Here is a 21523-nt window from a genome sequence, read left to right as displayed (position 1 = left end):
CCATCCACAGGTGACAGATTGCTCCGTCTTTCCCGATCTCCCCATGCGAGGAAATCGATTATCCGGTATTAGCATTCGTTTCCGAATGTTATCCCAGTCCTGCAGGCAGGTTGCCTACGTGTTACTCACCCGTCCGCCGCTAAGCATCAGAGGTGCAAGCACCTCATCAACTCCGCTCGACTTGCATGTATTAGGCACGCCGCCAGCGTTCGTCCTGAGCCAGGATCAAACTCTCCATAAAAGAAGTGCTTGTTTAGCTCATTTAAAACATTTAAACTGACAGTTTCGCTCGTTGTTCAGTTTTCAAAGAACAATTTCGACAACTTTTACATCTTATCAGATGTTAATCAGTGTGTCAACAATTTCTTTTGCTTTGTTTCGACAACGTTCATTATCTTATCACATGACCGCGTGTCGTGCAAGCTTTTATTTAATCTTTTTTCGAAGTTATTCACTTCAAAATTCGATTTGTTTTAAGCTCGCCGGCGTTGTGTTTCTCGGCCGGAATTAGAATATACCATAGGCATTCGACATATTGCAACCCTTTTTCGCAAAGTTTTTCAATAAACGTCAAACCCCGCATTGCAAGAGGATACGCTCAAGCAATACGGGGCCTTAAATACGAGGCCTTATTGAATCAAGGTGTAAGCTAAATCGTTGGCATCACATTCCCGCCTGAGACAGGTACGTAAGCACCCGTTATAAAGCTCGCAAGATCCGATGCCAAGAAGGCAACAACATTAGCGATTTCTTGATCTGTGCCTCGGCGGCGCAGTGGAACCTGACTATCATAACCATCAGAACGTTCCGTACCGCTCAACCGATCGCGCTCGCTGATCGTCCAGCCCGGCGCCACTTGGTTAACCGTGATCTGGTGCTCGCCGATCTCCCGCGCCAGCACACGACAAACGCCATCCATCCCACGCTTGCCCGCTACATAAGCCGACTGTGTCGGGAAGTTCTGCATCGCACACTCCGTATTGATTGCAATAACACGTCCGCCGCGCTGCTCGATCATATGAGGCACGAATGCTTTGGTCGCATGAACGAGCTGCAGTACCGTCGTATTGAATTGATCAACGTAATCCGCTACATCCTGTTCGAGGACTGACGTCCATTTATATTGAGACACCGCATTAGCAACGACGATATCTGGCAATTGGAACTGCTCTGCCACCTGCGCTTGCATCCGTTGAACCGATGCTAACTGTCCCATGTCTGCCTGGACGATGAAGGCTTGTTGACCAAGCTGCTCAATCTCCTGCTGCAGCTGCTTCGCTTTCGTTTCATTACTATGATAATGAATAATGATGTTAGCCCCGCTCTGAGCAAGTGTACGCGCAATGACGCGCCCAAGCTCGCCCGTTGCTCCGGTAACGAGTGCCGTCTTATTCGATAGATCAATTGAAATCATAATGCAGCCTGCCTCCTCTAGTTCTTAACATTACAAAACCGTCCTTGAGCAGGACGGTCAAGTCGTTCATACATTCGATTAGTGCTGATCGATATCCTTCAAACCCGTTAGGAAACAACCGATATATGCCGCAACAAATCCTAACCGACTTTAACCAATCTTCCTAGACTTAGGTATTGGTATATTGAACACTTCTATCAACTGAATGAACCCCCCGTTCATCATCTCCGTATCCAGCGTCACGTTCTCTAATTGAGCCATCATTTCCTTTAGGTTGCTAAGGCCCAAGCCTCTATTCGTTCCTTTCGTCGAGAAGCCTCGTTCATATATCTTATACAACTCTGGCGTGTTGTTGCGGCAGCTGTTCGTGACGGCGATTAGAACCGACTGTTCTCGTTTAATAAGAGCTACCCTTATGCTCGGTATCTCGCACTGAACGGCCTCCTCAATCGCATTGTCTAGCACAATACCAAGGCAGCGGCACAGCTGTACGGAATCCATACTAACCTGTTCGATCGGTTCAACGACTTCAATAACTGCGTCGATCTTCAATTCCTGTGCTTTAATCAGCTTGGAGGACAGGATACCCTTGAGCTCCTGAAGCTTCACATTGTGCAGCGCACCAAGCTTGTAGTTGTTTGACTGCATACCTTGGCTGATCGGCATGATTCGCTCATGGAAATATCGCTCAAGCTGCTTCGCATCGCCCAATCGGATATATTCAGACATCGTCAACAAGATATTGATATAGTCATGACGAAACTTTTGCATATCCATATAGAGCTGTTCCAGGTTTTCTGTATATTCGGTCAGACGATCATATTGCACCTGTTTGTTCTGAATGTCTGTTTCTTTCATCATAATCCGTATCAATACAATACACACCACAACTAGAAGGACGAAATAAAACAAGAACAAGATGCTATTAGCTCGAATGTTCTCGTCGGTGAAGCCCTGCTGTTTGCCTATTAAAATGTTGACATAAAAAATGATAACGGTTACGCCACTAAGAACAGCAAACATCACGCCATAGCGCTTGATGAACAATTCGTGAGCGCTGAAGATACGGAATAGATAAGCGAAGGAGAAACTTAACAGCGTAGTTACTATAAGCGACAATGCTAAATAGCTAAATGCGATTAAAGCACTTTGTTCTGTAGGATGGTCTATATGAAAGTACAGGATGTACACCGTATTCGCGATATGGTCTCCAATGACGGATATTATTAGTGCGGTCGTCGGAGCGATTATCCCGATTACAACTTTACGTAAATAGATCGTTACAATCGCAATGAGCACTAGCAATACGATTAACATACCGATTGGACCTATATCTTTATATAGAACAAAACCGACCGTTTGTGCACCGAGTAACATCGACAACAAAGCACGCCAGCTCAGTCGGTATTGCAGCAGTATATAAACAGATAAGCATACGGTGGCCATTTGCAGCAAAATAATGAAGAAAAGTGTCATGATTCAACTCTCCTTTTTTCTCAAAGCAGCAATCCAACACCAACTTCACTTCATACCAAACTAGATGGACGCTTTATGTATGGGTAATGACTTAGTTGTTGACGTGTCGTACACCTCTAATAGTTGGATGAATTCACTGTTCATTCTCCACATGATCCATATGAAAAAATACAATGTAGATGGTGTTTACGATATAGTCTCCAACAACACCAGTGATTTGTGCAACGATAGGAATGGTTATCCCGATTGCAAGTTTACGCAGCCGTATGTATACAATAGCAATAAGCCAGCACAGAATAGCAATTACTCCAATAGGGCCCGTCATATTATAGATGGAGAATCCAATCTACTGCGCTCCAAGCAGCATAAGAAAATATGTCTTCAAGCCCAATCGGTACTGGAGCAGTATATGAATAGATAGACAAGTCGTAGCCATCTGCAGCAGCATTGCTAGAAAAAGCATCATGATTTGTGCTCCTATTTATTAGAAATTAAATCTATTCAATATACTCTCATACTCTCTCTTTATTGTGAAAAGGCCATTCTTCACTAGGCCCGATAGATCAGCGAAGTTAGGAACAGCCTTTACCCCAAAGGAGCCTCATATTCAATTCATAGTCATCCATTAGTGTGCTGTACGATATCCTTTAATCCCTTAAGGAAACGGCTTGATGCGTAGCAGATCTGCCCATTCGTCATACGAATCTCCCGCTTCGACATATCGACCTCGACGATATTGTCCTTGTTCACGACATACGAGTTGTGGCACCGATAGAAGCGGCTGTCCATCTCGAGGACGTCTTTGAGTTTGCCGTAAAATTCGACTTGTCGATTGGTCGCATGCAGGATGATTTTGTGCAATTGGGAGGATGTCTCGAAGAACAGAATGTCGCTGTAATCGACGCTAATCATTTTGTCGCCGGATTTCGTCTGGAACATTTTCCGGTTTCGATGCTTATTCATGAGATAGCGTTCATTCGCCGTATCGATGCAATCGGTGATTCGTTTCTGGATATCCGTAAATTTGTCTTTCGTAATATAATCCATCGCTTCTACCTTGTAGGTAAAGGTCAGGTAAGTGAGTTCCGAGTGAGTCGTAACGAACACGATCGCTCCTTGGTTATCATATTGGCGAATCTCCGCCCCAAGCGCGATGCCGCTCTTGTCTTCCTTAATGTCCACGTCGAGAAAATAAAGTCCCGTTACGTGATTGTTGCGCAAATATCCGATAATATCCTCCGACTTGTCTGTCGACACTACGATCTTCATGTCGAGATTCTCCATCATAATGTAGTCAGAAACATATTTCGTAATTTGCTTGCGCTGTTCCGGATCATCCTCGCAAATGAACACTTCAAGCATCGTTATTCTGCCTCCTTACGTTGACTGGTTAGCCGGTCATTCTAGACTTGGTTGCCGACGCATCATACACCTCTAGCAGTTGGATGAATTCACCGTTCATAATCTGCGTATCAAGAGTCGCGTTCTCCGATTTGGCCACGATCTCCTTCAGGTTGCTGAGACCCAGCCCCCTATTATTACCTTTGGTCGAGAAACCTCGTTCGAATATTTTGTAAAGCTCCGGCATATTGCTGCGGCAGCTGTTCGTGACGGCGATCATAACGGATTGTTCTCGTTTAATAATAGCTACGCGCACGCTGGGCTTGTCGCACTGAACAGCCTCTTCTATTGCATTGTCTAGTAAAATACCAAGGCAGCGGCACAGCTGCACAGAATCCATACTGACCTGCTCGATTGGTTCAACGACCTCAATAACGGCATCGATCTTCAGCTCCTGCGCTTTGATTAACTTGGAGGATAAAATACCTTTGAGCTCCTGGAGCTTCACATTATACAAGGCGCCGAGCTTGTAGTTATTCGACTGCATGCCTTGGCTGATCGGCATGATTCGCTCATTAAAGTAACGCTCCAGCCGCTCTACGTCTCCCGAACGGATATATTCCGACATCGTCAGCAATATGTTGATATAGTCATGGCGAAACTTCTGCATATCCATATAAAGCTGTTCAAGGTTCTCCGTATATTCGGTCAGCCGTTCATACTGCACCTGCTTGTTCTGCAAATTCGTTTCTTTCATCATGACCCGTATCAGAATAAAACAGACCCCCATTAGAAGGATGAAATAAAACAAAAACAAGATGCTATTCGCACGAATGTTCTCGTTCGAGTATCCTTGCTGCTGTCCGATCCATATATTCAAATAAAAAATAAGCAGGGTAATGACGACCATCGCGGTAAGAAGCACACCATAACGTCGAAAAAACGGCTCATGATCTCGCATTGTTCCAAATAGATATCTTCCGAGATAGCTTAAAGCGAAGGTAAGCAGCATAATGCCGACTACTGCTGCTACGAGAAGATAACCACCCTGTATATCGGCGGTTGATAGGTTAAAAACTTGTAGCGCGAACAAATTGATGACATAATCGCTAACGATCGACAAAATCATCGGAATCACAGCCACAGTGATGCTTAGCAGCCATTGTCGACTCATGTAGTATAGGCAGCCTATCAAAAACACTAATATGACGAGACTGCTCATCGCGCCCATCAGCGGAAAGAGAGCCATTCCTATCGTTTGGGACCCTGCCAGCATAATCAAGAAGAGGCCTACTCCGATTCTTCGTTTCATTAATATCGGGATAGAGAGGCAGTACGTCATCATCTGTATAAGTGAGGCGATGAAAAAAGTCATAACTAGCCACCTTCAACGATCTATTCTGAAAAGCCGTCCTAGTGCTGCGGAAACCGTCACCTACTGTTAAACTAAATTTTCCCATGTTTATGTTAACCTCCTGCGTAAATTGTTGTCAATAAATCAAAATCCCCCCTCATCATGAGCTGATGAAGGAGGATTGCGCAAATTAATCTATTTCTTAATTCGTCTTCACGGTGCTGACAATCCAACTTTGTGAACATGCCCTTAAATATTCTCTGTCCGCACACGGGACAGCAGACCGAACAGCACCGCCGCGCATACGAAAAGGTAAACCATGTGTGTCGTTATTAAAGCGGTGTTGCCCGCGAAGCCGCTGAACACTTCCTTGTTGAGCTGTGTAATCCAGCCTGTCGGAAGCAATTTCGCCAGCTTCTGCATGCCTCCTGGCATGATCGACGTGTCCCAGAGCGTACCACCCAGCATTGCCAGTGGAAGCGAGACGACACTGATAAGCAAGCGACCTGTCGACAGACGCGTCGTCCGGCTGACGAGCAGCAAGCCGATGCCGGCGGCAATGACGTTCAGCAGGCCGTAAGCGGCAACAAGCAGCAGCAGCTGACCGATGGACAGCGTCAGATCGATTTGGAACACGGTGCTCATTAATAGAATCATAAGCAGGAACTGCGCAATGCCGATCGCCGCGAACACGCCAACCGTTTGCAGGTAGTAGCTCAACCGACTGTACGTCGACAGCAGCACGCGCTGCGTTGTCGTGTGGATTTTGTCCCCGAGGAAAAGCATTGTGTTCGTCATCGTCAGGAAGAGCATGATGAAGACGATCATGTTGAACGCACTTGTCAGAACGACAGCGTTTGGATTGCCGATAACGCTTTGCTTCACTTGAATTGGAGCAGCAGATTGTTCCGCCTTGAGCAGATTCGCCTCGAACGCAGCCTCGTCCGCCGAATTATGAGCCAACGTCTTCATGACGGAGAAAATACTATTAAGCTTGATCTCCAGCGAGCTGGCATTGTAGCTGCCGCCTTCGGAGTAAAAGGCTGCCGACAGCGCATCCGGCTTCGCGAATACATCCTTCGCACTCGTCGTCAGGACGATGCCAACGTCCGCATCATGATGGATCGCATCCTCCTCCATCTCTGCGTTAGTGACCGTCACATCCTGCTTCTCAAGCATCCCCGTCAAATAGTTCTCCAACGTCGGGTCTTCGATATAAGCCGCTACTGTCAGCTTCGTTGCCGATTCATATTGTGCGACGACTGAGTAAGTGAAGAGAACAGGCAATACGATGATGAGAATAAGTGTGAGCTTTCGTTTCAAAATCCGCCTTGCATATAGCTCGAATACGCGCATCTTAGCGGACCCCCTTCCTCGTGAGCGAATAGACCGAAATCAAGATAAACCCAAGGGCAGCGACGAGCGACGAGTACACCGGTGCCAAGTTGATCACACCTTGCTGGATGTAATCGAACAGCGGCTGTTGATACAGCTCGTTGATGCTCATATTACGCAGGCCGCCCAAGTCGATCTTGATGAAGCCGCCGCCGATGAAGGTCATGACTGGAATAAGCAGCGTGACAACACTGTCGATCGCTTTGACGCGTCTTGCGATAACGCCAAGAATGAGCCCCAGCGCGTTGAAGAAGATCGAACCCGCGACGATGATGAAGAACACGACCATCATGTTGTTGCCGTAGCTTACATCGAAGAACCACTGGGCGCAAAGGACGATAATGATGCCTTGCACAATCGAGATTGCGCAGCCCGTCAGCAGCTGGCCGAGGATGAGCGACGTACGCGACAATGGCGATACGAGATACCGGTCACCAAGCGCTTCACTGTATTCCTCTTGGACAAAATTCATCGTATTCGCTAAACCGTATACGAGAATGAGCACGAGCATCGTTACGCCGTAATAGCTAAGTGCCGTAATGTTGCTGGAGTCGTCCTTGCCTTCCGTACTGCCATCCTTGCTTCCATTCGTTGTCAACAGGTTGCTGTAGACATGTGTGTACAGCTCTTTCTGATTGCCCGTGCTAGAAACATCCATTGCAAGATAGCCGTCGCCGAATGTGGATAACAACAGACTGGTGATGTTCACCTTGTCGATATTGCTATCCTCGCCATAGACCGTCACGTTGCTTTCTTTCTTGCTCTCGTAACCGCTCGTCAGATCGGCCGGGATGTAGATGTACTGCTCCGCATCGCCGTCTTCGATCATTTGCTCTGCCTTGTTCGCATCGGTCTCGACCGTTACGTCGAACAGTGCCTTGTTATCTTCACTCGTCAGGAACGCTACGATTTCTGTGCCAAGCTTGCCTTTGTCGTCATTGACGACGACTGTATGCATCTGAGACAGGCTTGCCGGAACGGCTGCTCCGCCCTCCTCATTCTTGTCGAACACCGAGGAGAGCGCGTTGCCCAAGATGACGATGAGCAGCAGCGGCAGCAGGATGTAGTTGACGATAATCGTCGGATTTTTCAACTTGCGTTTCATTGAGGTTGCGAATAGGGTCCACATGGGCTAATCCCTCAAATTCTTTTTCGTTAATTTGAAAAACACTTGCTCAAGGTTCGGCGAGATGTACTGAAAGCTCTTAACTTCCTCTCCGAACGCGTCCTTGATGACCGTAATCGCACCAACGTCATTCTTCGGAATGCCAATCTCAACCATGTTACCGTCCGTCGACAGTACGTTGTACTGCTCCAGCTGCTTCGCATACGCCGTCGTCTTGCGCTGCAGCTCCAGCTTCAGAATCGCTTGATCCGTGTACTGCTGGATGATGTCATTCAGCGTGCCTTGGCAGAGCAACTGACCGTTGTCGATAATGCCAACATGGGAACAGATTTTCTCGACCTCTTCCATGTAGTGAGAGATGTACACAACGGTCGTGCCGATCTGATTCAGTTCGATGATTGCGTCAAGAATTCGGTTGCGGGACTGTGGATCAACGCCAACCGTCGGCTCGTCGAGGATGATAACGTCCGGATTGTGAACAATGCCGCAGGCAATGTTTAGTCTGCGTTTCATACCGCCGGAGAACTTCTTCGGCTTCTGGTTGCGCTCATCCCACAGGCCAACGAATTCGAGCGCGAAGCGAACCTGCTTCTTCAGGCGCTCGCCTTTAAGGTCATACAGCTTGCCGAAGAACATAACGTTCTCATAGGCCGACAGATCGTACAGCAGCGCCAAATCCTGCGGTACATAGCCGACGCGCCGGTTCGTACTAGCGTTCATATGCTCGTTAAACCATTGCAGCCTGCCGCCTTGCGGCTTATCGAGGCCGAGCATTACTTTCGTTAATGTCGACTTGCCGGCACCGTTCGGACCGAGCAAACCATAAATTTGTTTATCGCCGATCGAGAGGGAGAGTCCCTTGAGCACCGGCTTCTTTTTGTTATAGCTAAACTGAATCGCTTCCCCTGCAAATACTGTCCGCATTCATGCGTACCTCCCACAATTGGTATTGAACTCTTTCGTAAGCCCAGTGTAGCATCGACGTACTGCATCTATACGTTCATGTCTTAACACACATTTATGCTGTAATAACTGTGCAGGCGGGTGACAGTTAGCATGTCGTAACTGTTAGGTATGAATCAGTTCTATGGGCAGTAAGAGTGGCATATAGGTGCGCCGAATAGGGCTGTTAGCGGGTGAATTAGACGTCGTATCCTGTCATAACTGTGCGCAACGGCGGTAGGATGGATGTCCTTGGTTTGGGGCGAATAGGTACTGGGCATGTACGGATAGTCGGATAGGATGTCATAAGTGTGAGGTAGTGGTACGTAATAGGCATGATTGTATGTCAACACAAATAGAGCCCTCTTTTGGAGGGCTCCTCGTACTCTGTCTTTAATGATAAGTGTTGATGCTCTTGCCGTAGAAAATTTCGTCCATCTCCAGTTTGAGCCGTTCTGTAATCTCCTTCTGATCCTCATCGCTGAGCGCATCCTGCGTGTAGCCGAACAGATAGTTGTTGAGATCGAACTGCCGCAGCTTGCATTTGGTATGAAAAATGTTCTCCTGATATACGTTCACGTCGATCATATCGAATTGGTTAATCACTTCGTCCGGTATGTAGTTCTGGATCGAGTTGATCTCGTGATCAATGAACAGCTTATTGCCGTGGATGTCCCTCGTAAACCCACGCACCCGGTAGTCGATCGTCATAATGTCAGTATCGAACGAATGAATGAGATAATTGAGTGCCTTCAGCGGCGAAATCTCTCCGCAGGTGGAGACGTCAATGTCCGCCCGGAAAGTGCTGATCCCTTCGCTCGGGTGGTATTCCGGGTACGTGTGAACGGTAATATGGCTTTTATCCAACTGCATAACGACGTTGTCCGGCAGCGGTCCCGGCGATTCCTCGAACGACTCGGTCGGCACCTCGACGATCGGCCCTTCCGAGACGAGCAGCGTGACGCTGGCGCCTTGCGGCACATAGTCCTGCTTCGCCGTATTGAGCACATGCGCACCGATAATATCTGCGACCGTATTGAGGATATGCGTCAGCCGCTCCGAGTTGTACTGCTCGTCGATATATTCGATGTACGCCTCACGCTCCTCCTTCGTCTTCGTAAAACAAATGTCGTACATATTGAAGCTGAGCGACTTGGTCAAATTGTTAAAGCCGTGCAGCGTAATCCGTTGTTCCTCTGTAAAAGCCATCGCGAACCCCTCCTGTCCTTCCGTAATATAGCCAGTTTACAGCTGGTTGATTCACCATCTATTGACAAATTAGGATGGACTGGAGCGAAACCGTCATACCTGATCCGATTGAAGCAGCCTCCCGCGCGATCGTCAACTCGCGATGGTGTCCGTTATAAGCATGTAGATCCATTCGAGATAACGAAGGAAATGGCCAGCGTATAGCACTGATTCAATAAAGTGGAAACAGGGGAATACTCCTGTGTTGAAATATAATCAAACATTCGTCCAGCTTAGTTGGGAGGCAGTCTATGCTTGATATTGTTGAGATCAAACGCATGATTCCGCACCGCTATCCTTTTCTGCTTGTCGATCGAGTCGTCACGCTTGAGCCAGGCGCTAAGGCTGTCGGGATCAAAAATGTAACGATCAACGAACCTTATTTCGAGGGTCATTTTCCCGAATATCCGGTCATGCCGGGCGTCCTTATCGTTGAGGCGCTTGCTCAGGTTGGAGGCATCGCAACCTTCCATGCGGATTCCAGCATTCCAATGATCGGGCTGCTGGCCGGCATCGATAACTGCCGCTTCAAGCGTCAGGTGAAGCCTGGCGATCAACTTACGTTGACCTTCGAAGTAACCAGGATGAAAGGTCAGATCATTAAAGGCAAAGGCACCGCAACGGTTGACGGCGAGCTTGCATGCGAGGCCGAGATCATGTTTGCGCTGCAAGCCATTTAATAGTTTGGTAATACCAAAGGGGCGGCATGGTTATAGTGCCGCCCTTATGCCTGCAACCTTTTGCCAATAACTGTCGTTGTACGGGTATAGATTCCATGAGAAAGGTTGTGACCCCTTGAAACGTACAACGATTCGTAAACCAATTATCGCAATTGCCGCAGTGGCTGCCCTGCTGTCGGCCTCGCTCCCCGCAGCCTCACAAGCGAGCGCCGCATCAGCATCTCAACAGCAAGAGCAATGGATTCAACAAGTTAAGCTCAATGGCGAGGAACGCGGGCTCAGTTATCCACTCAAGATCGAGTCGGGCAAAGTCTGGATTGCCATGGATGATACCGCAAGCCTGTTGATGGAATATCGACGTGAATATGACGCAAAGAAAGGCACTATCGCTTTCACAAATCCATGGCGGCGAATTGAGCTGAAGCTCGGCAGCAAGACCGCAACGATGAACGGTACGAAGGTAACACTTACAGCAGCGCCAGCTAAAAAAGAAGGCACCGTCTATCTGCCAACCGAGGTGCTCTCGCAGCTCCTGAAGGCGCAAGTAACTTGGAATGCCAAAACCTATACCCTTTCTATCCAATATGCAGCACGTGCGCTGGCCACCAGTTGGACCGATTATTTTTGGGTCGACAAAGTGAACGGAGATCTGTATAAGGCTGCCCCTGGTCAACGTGCCGTGAGCATCGGTCGGACGACCGCCGACGTCAGCCACGCGCAGTATCTTGAAATCGAATCGCTGTATGATGGCGAAAAATATATTCTGTCCGCACTCGACCGCTATGCCGAACCAACTTACATTACGAAGCTGCTTATCAATGGCAATAAGCTTGTTCATCAAGCGGCCGTCCATTATTCGGGCTCGTGGTGGCTGGAGGGGCTTGATCGATACGGAGATAAGCTCGTCATGATTAATGGGTCTACTGTTGAATTCGTGACGACTAGTGGTCAAGTGACCGCCAAGTATGACCTCACCGCTTACGGCGTCAACGACCAGTTCGTCGTGGAGGATTACTTCGGGGATGTGCTTTTCGTCCGTTCCTACGTGAACCAGACCTTGCTGCTGGTTGATCTCAAGGAGAAGAAGACGTACGAGCTTTACAAGTTTATTCTGGATAAAGCCGATCAGAAAATCGTAACGGACAATATCGCTTACGGGGGTCTCTACGGCGGCGATAGACTGACCGCGCTTGGCTGCAGAGGCGACACATTCTCTTTCAAGCATACTCAGCTGGCGGAGCCCTATGAGGAGACAAGGCTCACGTTTACGATCCCACGCAAACAGAAGTAAACATAGCCTCACCTTATAGGAAATGCAAAAAACCATCCTTATCTCGCTGCTGCGAGACAGGATGGTTTTTTGCATGATGCATGATGACAACTAACCGCCTACTTAAGCTCCCGTACCGAACCGCTGGCGGTAGCCGCACTTGCGGCACAGCTCCTCCACCGCCTCGCGGCGCGAGAAGCCGTAGTACAAATTGTTCGCACGCTCACCGTCGACGATCTCCGAGAACGACGTCTCATGCACGTTACCGAGGTTGATGACGCCCTCTCCGTCCAGGCAGCACGGCACAACCGTGCCGTCTACGAGCACAGCCGCCTGCGTGCGCAGCGCGTGACAGAAGCCTTTGCCATCGTCTTCTGGCGCATCAAGACTCGGCCATTGAAACTCGTAATCTTGATTGATATACACATTTTTTGCGATCCGAATTCCTTTGCCCGGCTCCACACGCTCCTCGATCTGATAGTCGAGACCGAACTCCTTCTCCAGGATCGACAACGTCTCACGATTCCGGCTGCGCTCCTGGTTCGTCATGTTGTCCTGCGTCAAATTCCACAGACGGAAGGAGAACAGCACGTTATGCTCGGACGCCTCACGGACGAAGTCGAGAATCTCACGGAGATAGCCGTCGCGGTTCTCCGAGCCGATATGACCGTCGAAGCTGTGCAGCGAGAAGTTCATTTGGCGGAGCGCCGGCTTGCCGAGCAGCTTCGCTTTATTTTTCGTAATGAGCGTGCCGTTCGTCGTAATGTTGACCTTGAACCCCTTCTCGTGCGCGGCGTCCAGCAGCTGGTCGATCTTCGGATGAAGCAGCGGCTCGCCTTTCACATGCAAATAAATATGGTTCGTATGCGGCTTGATCTGATCCAGCACGTGGTTGAACGTCTCTTGCTTAATGAAGCCCTTCGCGCGGGCTGTCGGTGGGCAAAACGTGCAGGACAAATTGCATACGCTCGTAATTTCGATATAAACCTTCTTGAATGTTTTCAATGAGTGAGCCCCATTCCGTCAATAAGTAAGTCTATTATAACAAACTTATCGACTCTACGAGCAGTCCAACTCGTGGGAGACGAACCGGATTGCGTAGTGAACATGAAATAAGTGCGGCTGAGCCACACTTATCACGCATCTTACGCCCCTGCTGCGCTTTAGATCTGCAAAATCTCGCGAATATCCGCCTCGCTCAATGCCTCCAGCGGCTGCTCGCCAGCTTGGATGACTTCGTCGATGAGCCGCTTCTTGCGCTGCTGGAGCTCGAACATTTTGTCCTCGACGGTGCCCTTGGCGACGAGACGGATGACTTGCACCACATTCCGCTGTCCGATCCGATGCGCCCGGTCGGCAGCTTGCTGCTCCACGGCAGGATTCCACCACAGGTCGTACAAAATAACCGTGTCCGCGCCCGTAAGGTTGAGACCCGTACCACCAGCTTTGAGCGAAATAAGAAACACATCCCGCTCGCCGCTGTTGAAGCGGCTGCACAGCTCCGCCCGTTCCTTCGGCGGCGTGCTGCCGTCGAGCGAGAACATCGGCACGCCTCGAACGCCGAGCTCTCGGCGGATGATCTCCAGCATGCTCGTAAACTGCGAGAAGACGAGCATCCGCTTGCCCGCGCTGCGACAGTCCTCGATAATGTCCAGCAGCTGCTCCAGCTTAGAGGAGCCGCCTCGGTAATCCTCGACGAACAACGCCGGATGACAACACAGCTGACGAAGGCGGGTAAGGCCGGCCAATATACGTATCCGATTCTGTTCCCAATCGTCTGGGTCGTCGAGATGCTTCAACGTCTCGGCTTGCAGCTTCGCCAAATAAGCCGCATACAGCTTCTTCTGCTCCGGCAGCAAATCGGACGACTGCAGCGTCTCGATTGCATCCGGCAGTTCCTTCAGCACATCGCGCTTTAGCCTGCGCAGCAGAAACGGTCTCGCCCGCTTCGCCACCGTCTCGCGCGTCAGCTCATGGAATCGCTGCCTGCTCGGGAACAAGTCCGGGAACACGGCATCGAAGATCGACCACAGCTCCTCCAGCCGGTTCTCGACCGGCGTTCCGGTCAGCGCGAACCGATGCTTCGCCTGCAGCGTCTTGACCGACTGCGCGGTCTGCGTCGCATAGTTCTTGAAATATTGCGCTTCATCCAAGATGAGCGTATGGAACGAACGCTTCGCATACGTCTTAATATCCCGGCGAAGCAGCGGGTAGGACGTAATAATGACGTCCGCATCGCCTTGCAGCAGACGATCTCGTTCGGTCGGGCCGCCGCTTATAATAACGGAGCGGATCGACGGCGCGAACCGCTCCAGCTCCTGCTGCCAGTTGTACAGCAGCGATGCTGGGCAGACGATGAACGCAGGAAGTCCCTGCTCCCGAATTTCCGGTAGAACAGAGAGCAGGAAGGCGATGCTCTGGACGGTTTTGCCAAGGCCCATATCGTCTGCCAATATGCCGCCGAACCGATAATGCGCGAGCGTCTTCAGCCATTGATACCCGACCTGCTGATAGTCTCGAAGGACAGCATCAAGCGCTTCTGGTATAGGGAAGTTCAAGCTGTCGGGCTGACGCAAATTGTGCAGCAGCTGGCGCAGCGAACGGCCAAGCTTCACGGTACGGCTCTCTTGATCCGCGTCGATCAGCCGTAAGCCGCGTACTGCTGGCAGCTTGAACCCGCTGCCGATTAGATCGGCATGCCGAACGCCAAGCAAATTCATAAGACGCGCGATTTCTTCCATCTCTTCGCTTTCGAGCGGCAGCAGCGCGCCACTAGGCAGTCGATAGAAACGGCGTTTCTCCTCTACCGCCTTCAACACCTTGCGAATATCCCGCTCCGGAATGCCGCCCAAGTCGAACTTGAATTCCAGCCAATCGGTACGTTCATCGATCTCGGCTCTGACGGTTGGCGTCTCCGTGCCGACATGAATGCGAAGCTTCACCGCAGACGTTGCATAGACGTCCAGCAGCTTCTCCAGCTCCGGCACAATATGATAAAGGAATTCATACTCGGCATCGTCGCCGCTCATCAAGTAACCGCCCTCGGTCTCGACGAAATCGGCCTTTGCCATGAGCGCGAGAATGCGCTGCTCCCGCTCCCCATCGCGCATCAAAATCCGGTCATCCGCCTTGCGCTGGCTGGCAGACTCAAGCGGATTGACGACAAGATCGCCATAGTGAAATTCCAACGCAGCAAGCAGCCGCTCACGAACGCGATCGAGATACAGCTTCGCCTTCAATGGCGTATGGACCACACGTTCCGAGACGTTCTTCGCCATATGCACGCTGCCGAGCTTCATCAAACCAGGCACAACCCGTTCCATGAACGGTTCAATCTGCTCCTGTGTAATGCGGAAGCGCTGCTCGCTCGTCTGATCAAGCAGCCGCTGCACTTCCGTCAATCGCATACTCTGCGCCTCGGTTAACCCGAGCAGCTTCCCGTCTGCAATCGCCAACCCGTAAGCCGGCAGAATAACAAGGCTGTCCAAGCCTTCCACTTGCAGTTGATAGGCCGCCGCTTCCTGCTGGCTGCTTCCTTCCGACTCTTCCATCTTAAACTCGAAACGAAGTGGAAGCGGCTCGTCCAACAACGCGATCCCTTCATAGATCTGTCCGCGATTAGACAGCAGTGCATTCGGAACTTCTGCCAGCAGAGACGGCAATTCTCCCCAAGCCGCTGGAGGTATGAACAACATCCGATCACCTGCTGCCTGCGCCGCATGGGCGAATCCATCTACTGAAGTTCGATAGAGCCGCTCATCCCGTACGATTCGAATGAGCGCTTGCAGCACCGCATCCTCCTGCTGAGGAAACCGATAAAGCTCTGGATCGTACGTCCAATACTTGCCGAAAGCGTACGATTCCCGTCTTTCGACGGCTTCAAGGAAGGCGTGAACCTTCTGCACGACATACAGCCGTTTCGGTTCTGGTCCAAGCCTCAGCTCGATGCCAAGCAGCTGTCTGCCCATTCGGTCCTGGAACGGACTTACGGTTATCTCCGCCGATAGCGGTTCACGCGTATCGAACTGTGATCGCGTACCGCTCGGACGCTGCGGTCGTCCGCCGAACAGCTCGAGCAATTCGCTCATGACATGCACATCGTCAGAGGCATGCTGAGCCCCGCGCTCACCACTGCTCGTCTGTGACGCAGCCGTGCGAAGCATGCCTCTGCTCTCTTCAAACGCAGAAGAAGACGCTTGTTGCTCTCCTGCTGCCACATTCCCATTCATATCCGACTCTGCCATCCCAGCAGCCTTCTGCTTCCCAACTGCTGCCGCTGCATACTCCTGCGGACGCTTCCCCTCCGCTGCTTCATGCAGCTGAATGTCCAGCAGCACCGCGGCTACATGACTGCAGCCACCTCGATAAGAAGACAAGGACGGGCATGTGCAGGTCGTCTTCAGCTCGCCGCCTGTATCCAGCGCAGCCGTGACGGTGAAAGGTTCCGTTCCTTGTACGACCGCTTCATAATAAGATTGCAGCGGATCAGCTTTTGTGAAGGTGACTTTACCCGCCTTTCGGAACGCTTCACCCTTCTTATAAGCAAGTGTTCCGCACAGCTGTTGAATCGAACGTTGCGTCAGCCGCATACTCATTGCGCCACACCAGCCTTCTTGTCTCCACGCGCGAACCGCTCTAGCAGCCCGAGCCTCTCCTCAGTCAGCGGCTCCGAGTTATCCCAATCCAGCACCGCGCCTTCCGGCAGCGGCCAGCGCACTTCTCTGCGAACGAGTGATGAGCTGAATGCATCCCAATGGTCCAGCTTCCACTGATCCAGCTTAGAGCCACGAGCTAGAATACGCTCATAATGCTGCTCAGCAGCTGGCAAATAGACGAGGATTACCTTCACCTCGACTTGTTCCGGTGATTGTGGGAATGTCCCATTCCCGAGCTTAGCAAGCTCTCCTTCAATCCAATTCGCATCCTCCAGCTCACGTGTGAACGGTCCAATGACGACTGCGTCCTGACCATTGCTTAGTTGATCCAGCGCAGCATCTATCGTTATGCGGTAGCCTAGATCGCGGCACAGCCGCTTATATTCAGCCGAATCACGGTCGCTCGGGTCGAGCCCCGCACCGGTCATAATGGCTTCGGCAGCTGGCCGCAGCAAGATATCCATATCGAGCAGCGCCATACGGCAGCGGCGTGCAAGCGCCCGGGCCAGCGTTGTTTTGCCAGCGCCAGCACCTCCCGCAACAAACAGCAGCAATGCCATCGTATCTCCCTCTCCCTTGTGCGACGACACAAATCATAATGCTTCGATCATAGCACATTACGCTTGCGATCACGAAGCATCCCAAGGAAGTAGATTCGGCATCAGGTGCTGACAACCGAACGTTGCGAACACACAATTACAATTAGGGACACTCCTTCACGCCGACTTCTTCTGAAGCTTGGAACCAAGCATCACACGCAGGAGCACCATGATAAGCGGCAGCCCAATAGCGACCGGCAGCGCAATGAACGGCCAATAATTTTCGAGAAAATCAATCGCACGGAAGTGATCCTCAATGATCCAATAGCCGAAAACGCCAAGCACAATACAGCAAGGAATGATCATGGGTCGATTACTTTTTATCCCGAAGATGCGAGAAATGCACACCGAAGTTCCGTAAATGCAGAACATAACCTCGAACAAGGCGGGCAGCGAGTACAGTGCGATCATGATCATTTCATAACGCTGAAGGAAGGTTCCAATATGGGCGTTGCGAGCGAGCTTCATACATGACAGCGTATATTGACTCGTCACCTCAGAGGACAGTACAGCACCCTCCAGAATGGCCCATATGATGATCATCATGCCGCTTCCGATAATACCGAGCACGCCGAACCTCCCGTTGCCTATATCAACCTTTTTCACCAAAGGAAGAACAAGTGTCGCCATCATCGTCGCCATCGCACAGTCAGCCAGATAATGCATACTAGCCTTGGCCGTCCTCGGCAGCCCTGACTCCATAACCGGCAGCAGGTTGCGAATATCGAATTCCTGCATCGATCCAATCGTAATGAGCACATTCAGTGCGAACATAAACAGCAGCCCTATCATCGCAATGCGCCCCATGACCTCCAGTCCATAGTAGCAGCCGATTGCACCGACGACTAACGATGTGACAACGAAGATCCAGAGCGGAGCATCCGGTAAAAAATAATCACGCAGATGATACACAAACGTAATCATAATCGGACCAAATGCCACAATAAAAAAAGCGAAAATCACAAGCGCTATTAAACTGCTGAACCATCGGCCTAGCAGCAGCTGCCCTAGCTGGACAAAATCCTTATCCGGTGTCCGCCGAATCACGACATAGGTCAAGTACATCATGACAATCCCTTCTAATGTACCGAGCAGCGTAGCCAGCCACATATCTTGGCCGACCGCGCGCGCCAGCACGCCTTGCGTAACCCCGATCGCCTTGGCATACATAATGTTAAGGATCATCGCAATGAACATCCCGTTCGATATCTGAATCTTCATTACTTAATCCCCTCCCTGGTCGCCTTGACAACCCCCGATTTGACGGTCGTCTCCACTACTACTGTTATTTCCGCCTCGGAAAAAGCGTCATCCCAATTTCCTTTCAGCTTCTTCCATTCTGTTGGGTACTTATTGCGGAACACGTCACCCAGCTTAAGAAAATCGGATTGATACTTATGCTGCGCCTTATCGATAACGCCCTCCAGCGTTTTCGTCAATTCTTGGTCCAATCCTTCACCCGCATCCTTGCGCAGCTGTTCGGTCGTCTGGCTGCAGCCATTCTCGACGATATCCGCACTGGTCGTCAGCCGGACTTTGAACTTCGGACTTCCTTGCGTGTACGAAGGCGTTACCTTCAGCTTCGCTGAATTGAACTCCAGCGTCATCATGTCCGTGCTTGAATCCGGACAAGTGACGACCTCAATCCCCTTATCCAGACGTTCGAGAAAAAAGAGTACGCCGCGCGCATCGTCCGCAGTCAGCCAGCCAACCATTTTACTTTCTTTGAAGGCGGCAGCCCCTTTCAGCTCAACCTGCTGGATAGAGCCATGCTCACCGGGCTTCTTATTGGAAACACCCCTGGGCTGCAGCGATACTCTTGCAATGACCGACTGCGTAGAGCTGCTCAAATGACTCTCCTCGAGCGACATCATGTTCGTACCCGGTGCGCGGCCCGGAATTCGATGATCACGGAACAGACGATCTACCGCCTCGCCTGGCACAACCTCTAATCCCGTCACCGTCGAGATCACTTCCTCGGGCTTATCCGCGGAGACGGCAACCCACGTATTCATACGAAGCTCATGGTTGCGCGTGAAGAAATCGACCATATCATCGATCCCTTTGCGTGCATACTGCTCACTCATCACAATAAGGAAATTGTGCGCCCAATAGACACGGCGAGAAGAGATCTGCCCCATATTCCGAATCGCATCGAAAATACTCGACCCTTCCGTAGTAATCGAATAGATCGGTTCTCCTGTACCACCGGAAGGCGCCCCCGTCTGACCACGTGCGTCTGCCGGACGGATAATTTGGGCAGATAGCCGGACCGTTCCCGGCTTTTCACCTAGATCAAGACCAACGGCGGCAACCATCGCTAATTCGTTAATTTGCCGCAGCCCCATACAGGACGTAAGCATCGGGACTACGAGGACAATCAATAGGATGCAGTAACCTATACGTTTCATTGGGATCCATCCTTTTTCGGTGGAGCTGGCATTTGGTCATGGCCCATTCGGTCCTGATCCTGCGCAAAGCCCGGCCTCGAATTAAGCATCCACATCGGTGCCCGCAGCATCATATCTCGTTGATCGGAAGGGCGGTATGGACTAAGCGGTGTCAAATAAGGCTCGCCGAACGATCGAATCGACAGCGCATGAAGCAGCAGGGCGAAGAAGGTTGCAGCAAAGCCAAGCAGGCCCATCGTTCCTGAAGCAAGCAAAATTGGGAAGCGGAACATACGCAGTGCAAGCGACGACGAGTAACTCGGAATCGCAAACGAGGATATACCGGTGATCGCCACGACGATAACCATGAATGGCGAAACAAGACCTGCCTGAACGGCCGCCTGTCCTATAATAAGTGAGCCTACGATGCTGACCGCTTGACCGATCGGCTTCGGCATGCGAAGACCTGCTTCGCGCATGAGCTCGAAGGCCAGTTCCATGATAAGTGCCTCCAGCAGCACAGGAAATGGGACAACCTCGCGTCCTGATGCGATCGTGAGCGCAAGCTGCGTTGGAATCATTTCATGATGAAAAGACACCAGCATGACGTAGATCGATGGCAGCAGCAAGCTGATCAAGAAAGCAAAATACCGTACGATACGGAAAAACGAACCGACCCAATAACGGTTGTAGTAGTCATCCGGTGCTTGAATGAACTGCCAGAAGAAGGTCGGAACGATCAGAACAACCGGCGTATTATCGATGAAAATAACGACGCGGCCCTCAAGGAGCGCAGAGGCTGCCTTGTCCGGCCGTTCCGTACTTTGAACGGTATTGAAGGGCGATAACGGCGAATCTTCAATAAGCTCCTCGATGTAGCCGCTCTCCAGAATCGCATCGATTTTAATGCCGTCCAGCCGCTTCTTCACCTCGTCAACCAGTCCTGGTTTGACCAAATCCTGAATGTAAGCGATGTTGATGTCCGTCATCGTCCGCGTGCCGATTACCATCGGTTCAATGCGGAGATGCGGGTCACGAATTCTACGCCGCACGTTGGCCGTATTCGTACGGATGGTCTCCGTGAAGCCGTCGCGCGGGCCGCGGACGTTGTTTTCCGAAGCCGGCTCTTCCACCCCCCGGTCCTTCCAGCCTCTTGAGCTGACGATCATTCCTTGCTCGACGCCGTCGATGAATACAAGCGTATCACCAGAGATCATCGCGGATATGGCATCCTTAATGTGTTCAACTGGCTTCACCGACGCATTAATCATCAATTCTGTACGGATGATATCGGCCGTTGTCAGCCTCTCGGGGTCCAGCTTCCGTTCGCTGCCGTATGTAATAAGCGACTTCAATACGACGTCGACAATCGTTGCATCCGCCATGCCGTCCAGAAAATAGATCGCACCTGGATGGTCGGTGCTGCCGCACAGCATAAAGTCGCGCTTCAGTACGTCTACGCTCTGTCCCATAATCGCTTCCATCACAGCGACGTTGTCCGACAGCTTCGGCTGAACCGACTTTTTCAACTCTTCTTGAATCGTGTCCGGCTTTTCTTCTGATACATCTGGCATCCTCCATCCCTCTTTTCCTCGTTGGTATAGGCAGTTATCTGCTGGTTCATTCTATTGTC

The 21523-nt window shown here is 50.8% G+C and carries 16 protein-coding genes and 1 rRNA gene; 2 read left to right on the top strand and 15 right to left on the bottom strand.

Features of this window, described 5'->3' with window-relative positions; genetic code table 11:
* The 9 genes from DFQ01_RS19490 to speD form a co-directional block, all read right to left on the bottom strand.
* Window positions 1-241, bottom strand: a 16S ribosomal RNA gene (locus tag DFQ01_RS19490); the annotation flags it as partial.
* A 408-nt stretch (window positions 242-649) separates the two neighbouring features.
* Window positions 650-1414 carry an SDR family NAD(P)-dependent oxidoreductase gene (locus DFQ01_RS19485; protein WP_174812533.1) on the bottom strand — a complete coding sequence of 255 codons (765 nt, stop codon included), beginning with the start codon at window positions 1412-1414 and terminating at the stop codon, window positions 650-652.
* Window positions 1415-1564: 150 nt separating this feature from the next.
* Entirely contained in the window at window positions 1565-2890 is a 1326-nt protein-coding gene (locus tag DFQ01_RS19480) for a sensor histidine kinase (RefSeq protein WP_110045580.1), read from the bottom strand.
* 618 nt (window positions 2891-3508) lie between these two features.
* Window positions 3509-4252: a LytR/AlgR family response regulator transcription factor gene (locus DFQ01_RS19470; protein WP_110045578.1), complete on the bottom strand. Its 744-nt coding sequence runs from the start codon at window positions 4250-4252 to the stop codon at window positions 3509-3511.
* 28 nt (window positions 4253-4280) lie between these two features.
* Entirely contained in the window at window positions 4281-5405 is a 1125-nt protein-coding gene (locus DFQ01_RS19465) for a sensor histidine kinase (protein ID WP_245946797.1), read from the bottom strand.
* 429 nt (window positions 5406-5834) lie between these two features.
* Window positions 5835-6941: an ABC transporter permease gene (locus DFQ01_RS19460; RefSeq protein ID WP_110045576.1), complete on the bottom strand. Its 1107-nt coding sequence runs from the start codon at window positions 6939-6941 to the stop codon at window positions 5835-5837.
* A 1-nt stretch (window position 6942) separates the two neighbouring features.
* A complete protein-coding gene (locus DFQ01_RS19455; RefSeq protein ID WP_110045575.1) occupies window positions 6943-8109 on the bottom strand; it encodes an ABC transporter permease in 1167 nt (388 codons plus the stop codon).
* A 3-nt stretch (window positions 8110-8112) separates the two neighbouring features.
* The gene (locus DFQ01_RS19450; protein ID WP_110045574.1) at window positions 8113-9030 is read right to left on the bottom strand and encodes an ABC transporter ATP-binding protein; all 918 of its coding nucleotides are present in this window, start codon (window positions 9028-9030) and stop codon (window positions 8113-8115) included.
* A gap of 411 nt (window positions 9031-9441) precedes the next feature.
* Complete coding sequence (gene speD, locus DFQ01_RS19445; RefSeq protein ID WP_110045573.1) at window positions 9442-10257, bottom strand: adenosylmethionine decarboxylase; 816 nt, start codon at window positions 10255-10257, stop codon at window positions 9442-9444.
* A gap of 290 nt (window positions 10258-10547) precedes the next feature.
* Here speD and fabZ point away from each other — a divergent pair, with 290 nt between their 5' ends.
* A complete protein-coding gene (gene fabZ, locus DFQ01_RS19440) occupies window positions 10548-10976 on the top strand; it encodes a 3-hydroxyacyl-ACP dehydratase FabZ (protein ID WP_110045572.1) in 429 nt (142 codons plus the stop codon).
* Between the two features lie 115 nt (window positions 10977-11091).
* A complete protein-coding gene (locus DFQ01_RS19435) occupies window positions 11092-12267 on the top strand; it encodes a copper amine oxidase N-terminal domain-containing protein (RefSeq protein ID WP_110045571.1) in 1176 nt (391 codons plus the stop codon).
* Window positions 12268-12369: 102 nt separating this feature from the next.
* Here DFQ01_RS19435 and DFQ01_RS19430 read toward each other — a convergent pair whose 3' ends face one another.
* From DFQ01_RS19430 to DFQ01_RS19405, 6 genes are all read right to left on the bottom strand, one after another.
* Window positions 12370-13251: a radical SAM/SPASM domain-containing protein gene (locus DFQ01_RS19430; protein ID WP_110045570.1), complete on the bottom strand. Its 882-nt coding sequence runs from the start codon at window positions 13249-13251 to the stop codon at window positions 12370-12372.
* Window positions 13252-13409: 158 nt separating this feature from the next.
* Window positions 13410-16841 (bottom strand): DEAD/DEAH box helicase, encoded by a 3432-nt coding sequence (locus DFQ01_RS19425; RefSeq protein ID WP_110045569.1) that lies wholly within the window; start codon window positions 16839-16841, stop codon window positions 13410-13412.
* Window positions 16838-17461, bottom strand: coding sequence for a P-loop nucleotide/nucleoside kinase family protein (locus tag DFQ01_RS19420; protein WP_110045568.1), 624 nt, complete (start codon window positions 17459-17461; stop codon window positions 16838-16840). Before DFQ01_RS19420 ends, DFQ01_RS19425 begins: the two co-directional genes overlap by 4 nt.
* Before the next feature lie 156 nt (window positions 17462-17617).
* Window positions 17618-18721 (bottom strand): GerAB/ArcD/ProY family transporter, encoded by a 1104-nt coding sequence (locus DFQ01_RS19415; protein WP_110045567.1) that lies wholly within the window; start codon window positions 18719-18721, stop codon window positions 17618-17620.
* Window positions 18721-19911 carry a Ger(x)C family spore germination protein gene (locus DFQ01_RS19410; protein ID WP_110045566.1) on the bottom strand — a complete coding sequence of 397 codons (1191 nt, stop codon included), beginning with the start codon at window positions 19909-19911 and terminating at the stop codon, window positions 18721-18723. The genes DFQ01_RS19415 and DFQ01_RS19410 overlap by 1 nt, the downstream gene beginning before the upstream one ends.
* Complete coding sequence (locus DFQ01_RS19405; protein ID WP_110045565.1) at window positions 19908-21464, bottom strand: spore germination protein; 1557 nt, start codon at window positions 21462-21464, stop codon at window positions 19908-19910. Before DFQ01_RS19405 ends, DFQ01_RS19410 begins: the two co-directional genes overlap by 4 nt.
* Window positions 21465-21523: the final 59 nt, after the last annotated feature.

The sequence above is a fragment of the Paenibacillus cellulosilyticus genome (assembly GCF_003182255.1).
Lineage (GTDB): Bacteria > Bacillota > Bacilli > Paenibacillales > Paenibacillaceae > Paenibacillus_T > Paenibacillus_T cellulosilyticus.
The sequence above is the reverse complement of the archived record's forward strand: the minus strand, read 5'-3'. Positions and strand labels throughout refer to the sequence as shown.

Bases quoted from the DNA above. Each gene is read 5' to 3' on its own strand.
- DFQ01_RS19470 (WP_110045578.1), bottom strand. From the start codon at position 4,252: ATGCTTGAAGTGTTCATTTGCGAGGATGATCCGGAACAGCGCAAGCAA.
- DFQ01_RS19425 (WP_110045569.1), bottom strand. From the start codon at position 16,841: ATGAGTATGCGGCTGACGCAACGTTCGATTCAACAGCTGTGCGGAACA.
- DFQ01_RS19455 (WP_110045575.1), bottom strand. From the start codon at position 8,109: ATGTGGACCCTATTCGCAACCTCAATGAAACGCAAGTTGAAAAATCCG.
- speD (WP_110045573.1), bottom strand. From the start codon at position 10,257: ATGGCTTTTACAGAGGAACAACGGATTACGCTGCACGGCTTTAACAAT.
- DFQ01_RS19480 (WP_110045580.1), bottom strand. From the start codon at position 2,890: ATGACACTTTTCTTCATTATTTTGCTGCAAATGGCCACCGTATGCTTA.
- DFQ01_RS19405 (WP_110045565.1), bottom strand. From the start codon at position 21,464: ATGCCAGATGTATCAGAAGAAAAGCCGGACACGATTCAAGAAGAGTTG.
- DFQ01_RS19420 (WP_110045568.1), bottom strand. From the start codon at position 17,461: ATGGCATTGCTGCTGTTTGTTGCGGGAGGTGCTGGCGCTGGCAAAACA.
- fabZ (WP_110045572.1), top strand. From the start codon at position 10,548: ATGCTTGATATTGTTGAGATCAAACGCATGATTCCGCACCGCTATCCT.
- DFQ01_RS19450 (WP_110045574.1), bottom strand. From the start codon at position 9,030: ATGCGGACAGTATTTGCAGGGGAAGCGATTCAGTTTAGCTATAACAAA.
- DFQ01_RS19465 (WP_245946797.1), bottom strand. From the start codon at position 5,405: ATGAGTCGACAATGGCTGCTAAGCATCACTGTGGCTGTGATTCCGATG.
- DFQ01_RS19410 (WP_110045566.1), bottom strand. From the start codon at position 19,911: ATGAAACGTATAGGTTACTGCATCCTATTGATTGTCCTCGTAGTCCCG.
- DFQ01_RS19460 (WP_110045576.1), bottom strand. From the start codon at position 6,941: ATGCGCGTATTCGAGCTATATGCAAGGCGGATTTTGAAACGAAAGCTC.
- DFQ01_RS19485 (WP_174812533.1), bottom strand. From the start codon at position 1,414: ATGATTTCAATTGATCTATCGAATAAGACGGCACTCGTTACCGGAGCA.
- DFQ01_RS19415 (WP_110045567.1), bottom strand. From the start codon at position 18,721: ATGAAGATTCAGATATCGAACGGGATGTTCATTGCGATGATCCTTAAC.